13 protein-coding genes are annotated in these 12565 nt (G+C 42.9%); 9 read left to right on the top strand and 4 right to left on the bottom strand.

What is annotated here, in order from left to right; translation table 11 throughout:
- The first annotated feature begins 26 nt into the window (after positions 1 to 26).
- Positions 27 to 1265: an ABC transporter permease gene (locus AC57BQ_RS20755; protein WP_496408082.1), complete on the top strand. Its 1239-nt coding sequence runs from the start codon at positions 27 to 29 to the stop codon at positions 1263 to 1265.
- 104 nt (positions 1266 to 1369) lie between these two features.
- Here the strand turns inward: AC57BQ_RS20755 and AC57BQ_RS20750 are convergent, their stop codons facing one another.
- From AC57BQ_RS20750 to AC57BQ_RS20735, 4 genes are read right to left on the bottom strand one after another with little or no spacing between them, the layout of a single operon-like run.
- Complete coding sequence (locus AC57BQ_RS20750) at positions 1370 to 2107, bottom strand: tyrosine-protein phosphatase (protein WP_496408081.1); 738 nt, start codon at positions 2105 to 2107, stop codon at positions 1370 to 1372.
- 46 nt (positions 2108 to 2153) lie between these two features.
- A complete protein-coding gene (rfbB, locus tag AC57BQ_RS20745; RefSeq protein WP_090470015.1) occupies positions 2154 to 3206 on the bottom strand; it encodes a dTDP-glucose 4,6-dehydratase in 1053 nt (350 codons plus the stop codon).
- A 16-nt stretch (positions 3207 to 3222) separates the two neighbouring features.
- Entirely contained in the window at positions 3223 to 4242 is a 1020-nt protein-coding gene (gene galE / locus AC57BQ_RS20740) for a UDP-glucose 4-epimerase GalE (protein WP_496408080.1), read from the bottom strand.
- A gap of 18 nt (positions 4243 to 4260) precedes the next feature.
- Entirely contained in the window at positions 4261 to 5244 is a 984-nt protein-coding gene (locus AC57BQ_RS20735; RefSeq protein ID WP_496408079.1) for a UDP-glucuronic acid decarboxylase family protein, read from the bottom strand.
- A gap of 175 nt (positions 5245 to 5419) precedes the next feature.
- Here AC57BQ_RS20735 and AC57BQ_RS20730 point away from each other — a divergent pair, with 175 nt between their 5' ends.
- The 8 genes from AC57BQ_RS20730 to AC57BQ_RS20695 all read left to right on the top strand — a co-directional run bounded on the left by AC57BQ_RS20730 (position 5420) and on the right by AC57BQ_RS20695 (position 12397).
- On the top strand, positions 5420 to 6664 hold the full coding sequence (locus AC57BQ_RS20730) for a 3-deoxy-D-manno-octulosonic acid transferase (RefSeq protein WP_496408078.1): 1245 nt from the start codon (positions 5420 to 5422) through the stop codon (positions 6662 to 6664).
- A gap of 111 nt (positions 6665 to 6775) precedes the next feature.
- The gene (locus AC57BQ_RS20725; protein ID WP_496408077.1) at positions 6776 to 7585 is read left to right on the top strand and encodes an alpha/beta fold hydrolase; all 810 of its coding nucleotides are present in this window, start codon (positions 6776 to 6778) and stop codon (positions 7583 to 7585) included.
- Positions 7586 to 7588: 3 nt separating this feature from the next.
- Positions 7589 to 8212: a 1-acyl-sn-glycerol-3-phosphate acyltransferase gene (locus tag AC57BQ_RS20720; protein ID WP_496408076.1), complete on the top strand. Its 624-nt coding sequence runs from the start codon at positions 7589 to 7591 to the stop codon at positions 8210 to 8212.
- Between the two features lie 28 nt (positions 8213 to 8240).
- The gene (locus tag AC57BQ_RS20715; protein ID WP_496408075.1) at positions 8241 to 8867 is read left to right on the top strand and encodes a lysophospholipid acyltransferase family protein; all 627 of its coding nucleotides are present in this window, start codon (positions 8241 to 8243) and stop codon (positions 8865 to 8867) included.
- Positions 8868 to 8869: 2 nt separating this feature from the next.
- Positions 8870 to 9958 (top strand): glycosyltransferase family 2 protein, encoded by a 1089-nt coding sequence (locus AC57BQ_RS20710; RefSeq protein ID WP_496408074.1) that lies wholly within the window; start codon positions 8870 to 8872, stop codon positions 9956 to 9958.
- Entirely contained in the window at positions 9955 to 10611 is a 657-nt protein-coding gene (locus AC57BQ_RS20705; protein ID WP_496408073.1) for a carotenoid biosynthesis protein, read from the top strand. Before AC57BQ_RS20710 ends, AC57BQ_RS20705 begins: the two co-directional genes overlap by 4 nt.
- A 205-nt stretch (positions 10612 to 10816) precedes the next feature.
- A complete protein-coding gene (locus AC57BQ_RS20700; RefSeq protein ID WP_496408072.1) occupies positions 10817 to 11668 on the top strand; it encodes a 4-hydroxy-3-methylbut-2-enyl diphosphate reductase in 852 nt (283 codons plus the stop codon).
- 30 nt (positions 11669 to 11698) lie between these two features.
- The gene (locus AC57BQ_RS20695) at positions 11699 to 12397 is read left to right on the top strand and encodes a fatty acid desaturase (RefSeq protein ID WP_496408071.1); all 699 of its coding nucleotides are present in this window, start codon (positions 11699 to 11701) and stop codon (positions 12395 to 12397) included.
- The last annotated feature ends 168 nt before the right edge of the window (positions 12398 to 12565 follow it).

Below are 12565 nucleotides of genomic sequence, written 5' to 3'. Positions count from 1 at the left end.
CCGCAAAGTTTTTTTATTTTTATACCATGCCGGTAAAAACCTCCTACAAAGAAAATGTCTCTATTGCATTACAATCTATAGCCGGCAACAGGCTGCGTACATCGCTTACCTCGTTAATTATCGCTATAGGTATTATGGCCCTGGTTGGTATTTTAACCGCTATTGAGGGGATACGGCAGTTTACCAATGATGCCTTTGCCGATCTGGGAGCCAATTCGTTCACCATTCAAAACCGGGGTGAAGGACTCAACTTTGGCAACGGCGGAAATCATAAGGCTTACCCGGCAGTTACTTACGATCAGGCCGAACGATTTAAAAAAACATTTAAATTACCGGTTTTAACCGCCATTAATCTGGATGTTACGGGTACGGCAGTAGCTAAGTACGGAAATCAAAAAACAAATCCTAATATTTCTATTTCGGGCTCCAATGAAAATTACCTGGCTACCAGCGGCAAAAAATTATCCTTCGGGCGTAATTTTTCATCGTCGGAACTGGAACATGGTGCCAATGTGGTACTTATTGGTGATGAGATCAAATCAAAACTTTTTAAAAAGGAAGATCCGATAAACAAGTCGCTTTTTATTGGCAGTAATAAATATCGCATAGTTGGCGTAATCGCGTCAAAAGGCTCCAGTTCATTTGGTGGTGATAAATTCTGTATCATACCGATATTGAAAGCCAAGCAGATAGATACGGTGCGTAACATCTCCTACACTATAACTATTAAGGTTGCAAATCCCGGCGGCCTTGATGCATCCATAGGCGAGGCTACTTCTTTATTCCGGAACATTCGTGGCCTCAACATTGCCAACGATACAAATTTTGATATTACCCGAAGCGATTCTATACAGAAGGAGCTTTCAGGCCAGTTAACGGGTATTACTGTCGCGGGTTTCGCCATCGGTATCATTACCCTGATCGGTGCGGCCATCGGGCTTATGAACATTATGCTGGTATCGGTTACCGAGCGTACGCGTGAGATAGGTGTGCGTAAAGCTATAGGGGCAACACCAGCGGTGATCCGCAAGCAGTTTTTAATTGAAGCTATTGTAATATGCCTTATAGGCGGAGCTGTTGGTATACTGTTAGGAATGGCAATAGGTAACCTGATAGCTGTTCAAATTAGCGGAACGTTCGTGGTGCCATGGGCATGGCTGTTCTTTGCTGTGCTGTTATGTACTTTTATTGGTTTGATATCGGGCTATTACCCGGCAAAAAAGGCCTCCAGGCTTGATCCGGTAGAAGCGTTGAGATACGAATAATTTTTTGGACCAAGGATTTTTGGAATAAGGAGCAAAGATTTCTTTTACTCCTTATTCTTTGCTCTTTATATCCTTGCTCTTTGTTCCCAAAATCCCTGCTCCCTTTACATCAACAAAGTATTCTTCAACGGGTAATCAAAGAGCAGTTTCTCAATGTAAGTAGTTCGCAGGGCATCCTTTAACGCCGCGGCGTGTTTGGGATGGTGCATATCACTTGATATGAAATCAACCAGCTCATTATCTATTAAGCTTTCGGCCATTCTCTTTGCTTCACGGCCATAATATCCGGTTAATGAAATGGTATTCAACTGAAAATTACAACCCCAGGTATGCAGGTTTTTAAATTGTTCCAGGTCCATATAAGGATACCTTTCTGGATGGGCCAGGATTGGTTTATAGCCCATGTCGTTCATCTTTTGAATAACCGTTATAGCGTTTGGCGGTTTATTGATGAACGAAAACTCAAATAAGGCATAATTATCGCCCATGGTAAGCAATTTGCGTTCATCTACACGGGCTTCAAAGGTTTCATCGAAATAGTGTTCAGCGGCTGCTTCAACAGGTATATCAATGTTTTCTTTTATCAGTTCGGCCTTTAATATGTTAAGCGCGTTATTAATGGTTTCCGGAGTATTCCTGTAAAAATCGACCATTATATGCGGGGTCGCAATAATCTTTTTTATCCCCAACTCTATCATCTTACGAATCAGGATAATAGAGTCTTCTGGTGTTTTAGCACCATCATCTATCCCGGGCAATACATGTGAGTGCATATCAACCATGATCGAATCATAGTTAAAGTTCGCATGCCTTTCCTTTTTCTTTTTAAATAACCCAAACATAATATTCGCAGTTAATTATTTTTCCGGAGCCCATAGGTGCTTGTGGTTAACGGTTAGCATATTGTTCACTGTAGTATTGCTGATAATGGCCTGATGTAACGTTTTCCAACCATTCTTCATTAGCCAGGTACCAGTCGACTGTTTTTTCCAGTCCTTCTTCAAATGTTATTCCGGGTACCCAACCTAACTCATCTTTAAGTTTGGATGCATCTATGGCATATCTTAGATCATGTCCCGCCCTGTCTGTTACAAAGGTGATCAGTTTAGCCGATTCTCCTTCGGCCCTGCCCAGTTTCTTATCGAGTATAGTACATAACAAATTGATCAGGTCAATGTTCTTCCATTCGTTATGACCACCGATGTTATAGGTTGATCCTGCTTTAGCTTTATGGAAAATAAGGTCGATAGCGCGGGCATGATCTTCTACCCAAAGCCAGTCGCGTATATTTTCGCCTTTGCCGTATACCGGTACGGGTTTGCTTTGTTTAATGTTATTAATGGCCAAAGGTATCAGCTTTTCAGGAAAGTGATAAGAGCCGTAGTTGTTAGAGCAATTGGATAGTACGGTGTTCATACCATAAGTATCCTGGTAAGCGCGCACAAAGTGGTCTGAACTTGCTTTTGATGCCGAGTATGGTGAATGCGGATCATAGGCTGTCTCTTCGGTAAACATGCCATCATCGCCCAGGGTGCCATAAACCTCGTCGGTTGAAACATGGTAAAAACGGGTTTGATCGTAACGGCCTTTCCAGTTTTCACGGGCCGCGTTAAGCAGGTTAACGGTCCCCACTACATTGGTCATCACAAATTCCAGCGGACTTACAATAGAGCGGTCAACATGTGATTCTGCAGCCAGGTGTATCACCGCGTCGGGCTGTTCGGTGGCAAACAGTTCGTTAATAAAAGCTATATCAACTATATCGCCTTTTACAAAGCGGTAATTAGGCTCATTCTCAATATCAGTAAGGTTTGCCAGATTACCTGCATAAGTTAGTTTATCTAAATTAACAATGGTATAATCAGGGTAGTTTTTTACAAAACGACGCACCACATGCGATCCTATAAAACCAGCACCACCTGTAATAATGATCTTTTTCATCTGTTTGCTTGTTAATTTATAAAGGATTTTGTGATATATATTTTTCCCATTCCCAGGCCGATAACATCATGGTTTCAACACCTAGTTCGGCTTTCCAGCCCAGTTTATGGGTTGATTTGGTCACATCCCCCCAAACTTTTTCTACGTCGCCTGCACGGCGCGGGCCAATCTGGTAATTTAATTTTACACCAGTGGTGCGTTCAAAGGCGTGTATCACCTCTAATACTGTGCTGCCATTGCCGGTACCGATATTAAATACGTCATAACCGGTAAAGCTTTCTTTTTCGGCCAGTTTAAGGGCGGCCACATGCGCTTTGGCCAAATCAACCACGTGTATGTAGTCACGAACACAGCTGCCATCTGCAGTGCTGTAATCGTTGCCAAATACGGTTAATTTTTCGCGTTTGCCAATAGCGGTCTGGGTAATAAAAGGAACCAGGTTTTGCGGCACACCAATTGGGAGCTCTCCTATCAATGCGGTTTCATGCGCCCCTACCGGATTAAAATATCTTAATGATATTACTTTATAGTTACTGCCTGAGGCTACCATATCGGTCAGGATCTCTTCGGCAATTTGTTTGGTATTGCCATACGGTGATTCAGCTGGTTTTACTGGTGCGTTCTCGGTAACTGGTAATATGTCTGGTTGTCCGTAAACGGTGCAGCTTGATGAAAAAATAAAATTCAGTGGTTTACCGTAATAAGCTTCCAGCAAATTAATGAGGGAGTAAAAATTATTGCGGTAATATTTAAGCGGTTTTTGTACCGACTCGCCAACTGCCTTGAAAGCGGCAAAATGAATAATGCCATCAATATCGGGCTCTTTAACGGCCAGTTCTTTTACACTATGTTCATCGCTTAGGTCAAGCTTGTGAAAAACGGGCTTGTAACCTATGATTCGCGCTATCTGATCCAGTATTTTAGGATCTGAGTTTGACAGGTCATCAACTATAACAGGTTCGTAACCTGCATTTACCAATTCAACAACGGTATGAGAGCCAATAAAACCTAAACCGCCGGTTACTAATATCTTCATTTTTAAATAGGTATGTTATTATTTATTATAGTGTGCAAAATCTTTGTGGTTTATTTCTTTTTCGGGCAGGGATTTAAAATAATCCAGCGTGATCTTTAAACCCTCGCTTCTGGATACTTTGGGTTCCCAGCCTAAAATAGCTTTGGCCTTGGTGATATCCGGCCGGCGTTGTTTAGGGTCATCAACCGGCAAAGGCAGGCTGATCAGTTTTTGATCGGTACCGGTTAGCTTGATGATCTCCTCGCCAAATTGTTTAATAGTGATCTCATCCGGGTTGCCGATGTTCACCGGTTGGGCATAATCACTGTGCAACAGGCGGTAGATACCTTCAACCAGGTCATCTACATAACAAAATGAACGGGTTTGTGAACCATCGCCAAACATGGTTAATGATTCACCCCTTAAAGCCTGGCCAATAAAGGCGGGTAATACACGTCCGTCATTTAAGCGCATACGCGGGCCATAGGTATTAAAGATCCGTACGATGCGGGTTTCCAGCCCATGAAAGGTATGGTAAGCCATGGTAATGGCTTCCTGGAAACGTTTGGCTTCGTCATAAACACCCCTTGGGCCTACCGGGTTTACATTACCCCAATATTCTTCGGGCTGGGGGTTAACGTTCGGGTCGCCATAAACTTCCGATGTGGAAGCGATCAGCATCCGGGAACCTTTGGCCCGGGCCAGTCCCAGCAAGTTATGCGTACCCAGTGAACCCACCTTTAAGGTTTGTATAGGTATTTTTAAATAATCAATAGGACTTGCCGGCGAAGCAAAATGCAATATGTAATGCAGTTCGCCGGGAACATATACAAATTTGGATACATCATGGTTATAAAACTCAAAATTCTCCAGTTTAAACAAGTGTTCAATATTACGCAGATCGCCGGTGATCAGGTTATCCATGCCAATTACATGGTAGTCTTCTTTAATGAACCTATCGCACAGGTGCGAGCCCAGAAAGCCGGCTGCTCCGGTTATTAATATCCGTTTACGAGTTGACATATTTAATTGTTTGGTTCGTTGGTTCATTAGTTCAATGGTTCATTGGTGAACGCGGTACAGACCAATTGATACAAAGGACGGGTACCAATAAACTAACGAACTAATGAGCCAATGAACATTAAACTATTGTTATTACTTTTATGCCCGGCTAAGATAATCATTCATACTTAAATTGATGTTTTTATATAACATTGGGATCAAATTATATTACTTCGCTATATGGCTCGCTTCGTTTTTTAACGCCAAAGCCGGCCTGTGGATAAACGGGCGTCGGCAACAAAAGCTGGACCGTTTTAATAGCAGTATCTGGTTCCATTTTGCATCTCTTGGCGAATTTGAACAAGGGCGGCCAATTCTGGAGGCAATGCGCCAGCAGTATCCCGGCAAAAGCATTGTAGTTACTTTTTTTTCACCCTCGGGTTATGAGATCCGAAAAAATACTCCGCTTGCCGACGCGGTTTACTACCTGCCTTTGGATACCCCCGATAATGCCCGCGATTTTATTGCAGCGGTAAAACCGGATATGGCCATATTTACCAAATATGAATACTGGTATCATTATTTTAATGAACTGAATCGACAGAATATTCCATTATATATAGTCTCCGGTATATTCAGACCCGGACAGGTGTTTTTTAAATGGTATGGCGGTTTGCACCGTAAAATGTTAAGCTTTGTTACCCACTTCTTTTTGCAGGATGAACCTTCAAAACAACTGCTTAGTAACCTGGGAATTACCAATATAACTGTAAGCGGCGACACCCGTTTTGACCGCGTATGGGCCAACGCGCAAAGCCCGAAAGAGGTAGCTGGCGTAAGCGAATTTAAGAATACCCAAAAACTTTTTATCGCAGGCAGCACCTGGCCCGAAGATGAGAAGCTGCTGGCCAGTTTGCCTGTACTATACCCGGACTGGAAATTTATTTTTGCCCCGCATGAGATTGGTGAGGAAAAAATAAACAACCTGATAGGACTATTACCCGAAGGTTCAGCAATAAGATATTCGGAACTGAAAGATAATTCAAAATTCAAAATTCAAAATTCGAAAAAGGAACTCACCACTCTCATCATCGATAACATCGGTATGCTGTCATCCTTATATGCCTATGGCGAAATAGCGTACATTGGAGGTGGCTTTGGTGTCGGTATCCACAATACCCTCGAAGCCGCAGCCTTTGGTTTACCCGTAATTTTTGGTCCGCATTATTTAAAGTTTAACGAGGCTCGGGAACTGATAGCTTTAAAAGCTGGTTTCAGTATTGGCAATGAAACACAGCTAAAAGGTATTGTAGATACTTTGATCACCGACGAGGCATTTTACAGTACAACCCGCAAAAAAATATACAACTACGTACAGGAGCATACGGGGGCAACAAAAATGATCATGGAACATATAGATGTGCAGATGTGCGGATTATAGATGTGCAGATGATTCTGAAGATGTGTAAATGTGTAGATTTCTTCATTACTCTTCATCTGCACATCTGAAATCTGCATATTTGCACATCAAAAAACAGGGCTAGGGGGTACAATGGGGTTTTTACATCTGCCCGGTTTGGGTAAAGCGCATTTTCATGAATATGGTACCGGCGAGAAACCACTGCTGGCTTTTCATGGCTATGGCATGACGGGGAAGCAATTCCAGGTGCTTGAACAGTCCATATTACCCAAATACCATATTTACGGTTTCGATCATTTCTTTCATGGTGGCAGTAAGCTGGAAGGCTGGACAGAAGAGCAGATCACCGCTGGTATGCCCAAAAATATGGTGCATACGTATATGCAGGAATGGTTTAAAACCTATGGCGAACAGCGGTTTTCGGTGATGGGTTACTCTATAGGCGCCAACCTGGCTTTGATATTACTGGAAGAATACGCTCACTTAATTGATGATGTGATATTAATGGCACCGGATGGGCTGTCGGTATATAAAGGTTTTCATTTTTTATTGCACAACCCGCTGGGTAAATTCATGTTCCGGAGGGTAACCAAAAGCAAATGGCTGGCCCCTTTTGTATTAAGGACCGTAAAACGGGCAGGTATGATAGATAATAATTTGTACCAGATAGCCTATAATGAAATTGATACCGAACAAAAACGGCTGGATACTTATTATACCTTAAATTTGATCCGTTTACTGAAACCCGATGTGGAAAAAATAGCCGCTCAGATCAATCAGTATAAAATTAATTGCCAGCTGATATTTGGGAAGGATGATAAACTGTTCCCCAAATCGGCAGCGATGCCTTTTATTGAAAAGCTGGATAATGCCGAGGTGCACGAACTGGCCTTGGGCCACTGGTTGGTTATTAAAGCATTGGATGAATATTTAGTACGATAAATTATGTTGCCATCGCGCCAGAATGATACTTTAAGCCGAATGTTTTACCGCTTTATGCGCTGGTGGATGGGCCGTAATTTTAAGGAGATCAACATACAGCCGTTTGAACCGCGCCCGGGGCATTCTATTCTGCTGCTCACCAATCATTTTAGTTGGTGGGATGGTTTTTTTGCCAACTACGCCGCCTTTAACAACTTAAAGCGCCGCCTTTATATCATGATGCAGCATGATCATTTTTTAAAACACTGGTATTTTAAATACCTGGGGGCTTTTTCCATGAAAAAAGGCTCGCGCGAAATGCTGGAGTCGCTTACCTATTCGGCTGGTTTGCTGAATAACCCGGAAAATCTGGTCACCATATTTCCTCAAGGGGCGCTTTACTCTAATCATGAAACGTACATCCATGTTGAAAATGGCATTGAGCGGTTGATCAAACAGATCAAAGGCCCCTGCCAGATAGTTTACCAATGTACGCTGATCGATTATTTCGAGGGTCTGAAACCAAGGGCCTACATGCATCATTTTGACTGCGGCGTTGCGGGTGAGGTGCCCTTTGAAGAGCTGAAACAACACATCAACGATTTTCATCAGCAGGCCTTAAAAAAACAGGCTAATATGGAGCACTGATAGCTGTTATTAGTTAACTTGCGATAGCATGCTGTACGATAAAAAGAACTTTTTTATTAATCGCTTTATGCACTACTATATCAGGTGGATAGTTGGCAGGCATTTTTATAATTTATCGTTTAACAGTATTGAAACCGATCCTCAAAGATCAATCCTGCTCATCAGTAATCACTTTAGTTTTTGGGACGGACTGATATTATACTGTGTTAACAGTCGGCTGCTAAAAAAGAAACTCCACGTGATGATGCTGGAAGATACGGCCCGTAAAGCACCCGCGTTAAGATATGCAGGCGCCTTTTCGGTCAATAAAAATTCCAGGGATGTGTTACAGTCACTAAACTATGCCGCCCAATTGCTTGATGATCCGCAAAACCTGGTATTGATATTTCCGCAGGGGAAACTTTATTCGAATTTTGTCGACAAGGTATATTTTGAAAAGGGGATCTGGCGGATAATAGAACAGGCCCGGGATAATTTCAGGCTTGTATTTTCGGCAACATTTATTCAGTACTTAAAACATAAAAAGCCAACGGCCACCGTTTACTTAAAAAGCATCGATGGAAATTCGGCTTATAAAGGTATAGATGAGCTTGCAAAGGCTTATCAGCAGCATTATGATTTATCAAAACAAAGTGAAACCGAAATAATATTATAAAAGTGATCATTGCCATATCAATAACCCTCTTTTTTATTATTCTGCGTTTTACAGTAACCCTGTTTAATTTTATATCCAATCCCAAGCTGCACCGGGTAGCTAAGGCCTATCAGGACAAAGTATCTATCCTCATCCCGGCTCGCAACGAGGCTGATAATATTCTTGTGTTGCTACAATCTATCCATCGGCAGGAGTATCAAAATTATGAGGTGATTATACTGGATGATGAATCAACCGATGATACCTATGCCGTTTGTTCGACTTTTGCTGAAAACCACCCGCGTTTCCGGGTGATCAAAGGAGGTAAATTACCGGATGGCTGGATAGGTAAAAATCACGCCTGCCACCAACTGGCCCAGCAGGCCGATGGTGATTATTTACTCTTCCTGGATGCCGATGAAGAGGTAAAAGATGGTTTGATCAATAGCGCGGTGCACCGGATGCATCTGCACCAGTTGGGCTTGCTAAGCCTGTTTGCCGATCAACAAATGGAAACTCCCGGCGAAAGGGCCGTTGTGCCGCTCATGCACTTTATATTGTTAAACTTATTACCCGTACGCTTGATATACCTGGTAAAAAATGCTTCGGTAGCCGCAGCAAGCGGGCAGTTTATGCTGTTTGATGCCGCTACTTATCACCAACATCAATGGCATAAAGCGGTAAAGAATAAAGTGGTGGAGGATGTAGAGATCATGCGGTTAATTAAAGCCAACGCTTATAATGGCGAAGCCCTGCTGGCCAATGGCATGATCAGTTGCCGTATGTACAAAAATTATAACGAGGCTATAAACGGATTTAGTAAAAATTTCCTGGCGGCTTTTAATTACAGCATCATTGGCTTTTTAATTTATATCGTACTTATTATCGGCGGACCGATGATCGTGAGCATGACCTTAAACCTGCCCCTGCTATTCTTTATGCTGGGACTAATTGCATTGAGCCGTATCATGATCTCGCTGTTATCTGACCAGAGCCCGGTGAGTAACATCATCATGCACCCGGTGCAAATGTTCAATATGCTGATCATAGCGGGTTTATCCATACAAAAGCATCTCACCAAAACTACGGTATGGAAAGGGCGCAGGATTTGAAAAATCTATTAAACGGGGTCGCTACAAGATCGCAGCGCGTATCCATTATCATCATTATATTATTTCATGTGGTTGGCTTAGTGGGATGCTCCCTGCCGGCAACCGACGTGTTATTTTTAAAACTGGTACCCTGGCATTTACTGCTGATGACGGTCGTCATTATATACAACCATCATCAATTGGATGGCCGCTTTTTTCTTTTTGCCCTGTTCATCTTCATTATTGGTTTTACAGCGGAGCTGATAGGTGTGCATACCGGTTGGCTGTTTGGCAACTATGTTTATGGCGAAACACTGGGTATCCAATTGTTCCGGATCCCGCTGATGATAGGTGTAAACTGGTTTTTACTCATCTACTCCACCGGGGTATTGCTGCAAAGAAGCCGCATCAAAAGTAAAATCATAAGAATATTGATCGGTGCTGTTATTCTGGTATTGCTGGATATACTAATAGAACCGATGGCTATCCATTTTGATTACTGGCATTGGGCCGATAACCATATCCCCCTAAAAAATTATGTTTGCTGGTTTGGGTTAAGTGCGTTGCTGCTCTTTGTTTTTGATCAGTTTAAGTTTAAGCCGCAAAATATAGTGTCTCCCGTGCTGCTTATTGCGCAGTTCATGTTTTTTATGGGATTGGCGATACTGAACTAACCCCAACCCCCTAAAGGTGGAGTTACAAGCTTTGGCGCAAGTCTTGCGTTTAAGATTGTGGAAGGCTGACCCTTAACATGCTCATAAACACAAGTCATCCACGCACCAGGCTTGCGCTAAATAAGGGATATCGTTTTAACAAAAATCAACGAAATCACATAATCATTACCATCAACGGTTATTTTTGCTGTAAATTTGCAACACCATGGGAGAGTATCAGTTAAAGGTTACTATTGATCAGGATTCGGGCTTTTGTTTCGGGGTGGTTTATGCTATTGATATGGCCGAAGAAATACTGGCCGAGGACGGCTACCTGTATTGCCTGGGCGATATTGTGCATAACGACGAAGAAGTGGAACGGCTGAAAGCGCTGGGTTTGCGCATTATTGAACATAGCGAACTGGCAAATCTGCGCAACGAAAAAGTACTGATCCGCGCACATGGTGAAGCTCCTGATACTTACCGTATAGCTTTAGAGAACAACATTACCCTGATAGATGCCTCCTGTCCGGTGGTTTTAAAGCTGCAAAACCGCATTAAAACATCGTACGATGCTAAGGAGAAGATCCTGATATTTGGTAAACACGGTCATGCCGAAGTTATTGGCCTGGAAGGACAAACCAACAACGAGGCCATAGTTTTCCAGGATATTGCCGAGCTAGACAATGTAGAGCTTCCGCAAAACATTACGCTGTATACCCAGACCACCAAAAGCATGGAAAAGTTTTATGGTATAAAGGATGAGCTGATATCCCGTGGATACAATCTCAAAGCTAATGATACCATTTGTCGCCAGGTATCCAACCGGGATAAGGACCTGCCCAAATTTGCGCGCCAATTTGATAAGGTCGTTTTTGTATCGGGCCGTAAATCATCAAACGGGAAGGTGTTGTTTGAAGTATGCCGCAAGCATAATCCCAATACCTACTTTATATCATCAGCAAGCGAGCTGGATAAGACTACCTTTTCACCAAATGATACCATTGGTATAGCCGGGGCTACATCAACCCCCATGTGGCTGATGCAGGACGTAAAGGCCGCGCTTGAACAATTTTAACAGCACGCTTTTTGCTGTTGTATGAGCATCATGCCAAAAAGCCCCTCAAATACAGGTTTATTTATTGCCATGCTGGTTATGGGCAGCTGGGCGGTCAGCATTATTTTATTAATGCGTTGGCATTTCAACTTTGCTAATCCACTGGTTTATCTGTTGGTGCTGGTTCAAATGCACCTGTACACTGGCTTGTTCATCACCGCGCACGATGCCATGCACGGCACCGTATCACCCAACCGGACACTGAATAATCTTACCGGGTATATCTGTACTTTTTTATATGCCTCGTTCTGGTATCCAAAGCTATATACCAAACATCATCAGCATCATAGCCATGTGCATACCGCCGATGATCCGGATTATCATGCGGGTGGTTTCTGGAGCTGGTATGTAAGGTTTATCCGCAATTATTTATCCGTATGGCAAATTGTGGTGATGGCTGTTTTGTTCAATATTTTAAAGTTGTGGATCCCGCAACCCAATCTGATTATGTTTTGGGTGGTACCCTCGCTGTTAAGTACGCTGCAGTTATTTTATTTTGGTACTTATCAGCCACACAAAGGCGAGCACAATAATCCCTATTTTGCCAGGAGCCAATCGCGCAATCATGTATTGGCTTTTTTGAGCTGTTATTTTTTCGGTTATCATTATGAGCACCATGATTCGCCGGGGATACCCTGGTGGAAATTGTGGAAAACCCCCCAGCCCCCTGAAGGGGGAGCTTTTGATTAGCAGGACGGGCCAAAAACAACGTCATTGCGAGGCACGAAGCAATCTCTATGCTATACAGGGCCACTCTGCTTATCGGGGATTGCTTCGTGCCTCGCAATGACGCGCGGAGTAAAGGCCACCAATCATTCATTTGTAAATTGTTCCCCTTTTAGGGGGTTAGGGGGCAAT

This window comes from Mucilaginibacter sp. BGA-UO-ETr-C110, assembly GCF_059567985.1.
Note: the sequence above shows the minus strand (reverse complement) of the source record. Positions and strands in the feature narration are given on the sequence as shown.

Coding starts and splice junctions, on each gene's coding strand:
- AC57BQ_RS20755 (WP_496408082.1), top strand. CDS start 27: ATGCCGGTAAAAACCTCCTACAAAGAAAATGTCTCTATTGCATTACAA.
- AC57BQ_RS20730 (WP_496408078.1), top strand. CDS start 5,420: ATGTTTTTATATAACATTGGGATCAAATTATATTACTTCGCTATATGG.
- AC57BQ_RS20715 (WP_496408075.1), top strand. CDS start 8,241: ATGCTGTACGATAAAAAGAACTTTTTTATTAATCGCTTTATGCACTAC.
- galE (WP_496408080.1), bottom strand. CDS start 4,242: ATGAAGATATTAGTAACCGGCGGTTTAGGTTTTATTGGCTCTCATACC.
- AC57BQ_RS20700 (WP_496408072.1), top strand. CDS start 10,817: ATGGGAGAGTATCAGTTAAAGGTTACTATTGATCAGGATTCGGGCTTT.
- AC57BQ_RS20720 (WP_496408076.1), top strand. CDS start 7,589: ATGTTGCCATCGCGCCAGAATGATACTTTAAGCCGAATGTTTTACCGC.
- rfbB (WP_090470015.1), bottom strand. CDS start 3,206: ATGAAAAAGATCATTATTACAGGTGGTGCTGGTTTTATAGGATCGCAT.
- AC57BQ_RS20695 (WP_496408071.1), top strand. CDS start 11,699: ATGCCAAAAAGCCCCTCAAATACAGGTTTATTTATTGCCATGCTGGTT.
- AC57BQ_RS20735 (WP_496408079.1), bottom strand. CDS start 5,244: ATGTCAACTCGTAAACGGATATTAATAACCGGAGCAGCCGGCTTTCTG.
- AC57BQ_RS20725 (WP_496408077.1), top strand. CDS start 6,776: ATGGGGTTTTTACATCTGCCCGGTTTGGGTAAAGCGCATTTTCATGAA.
- AC57BQ_RS20750 (WP_496408081.1), bottom strand. CDS start 2,107: ATGTTTGGGTTATTTAAAAAGAAAAAGGAAAGGCATGCGAACTTTAAC.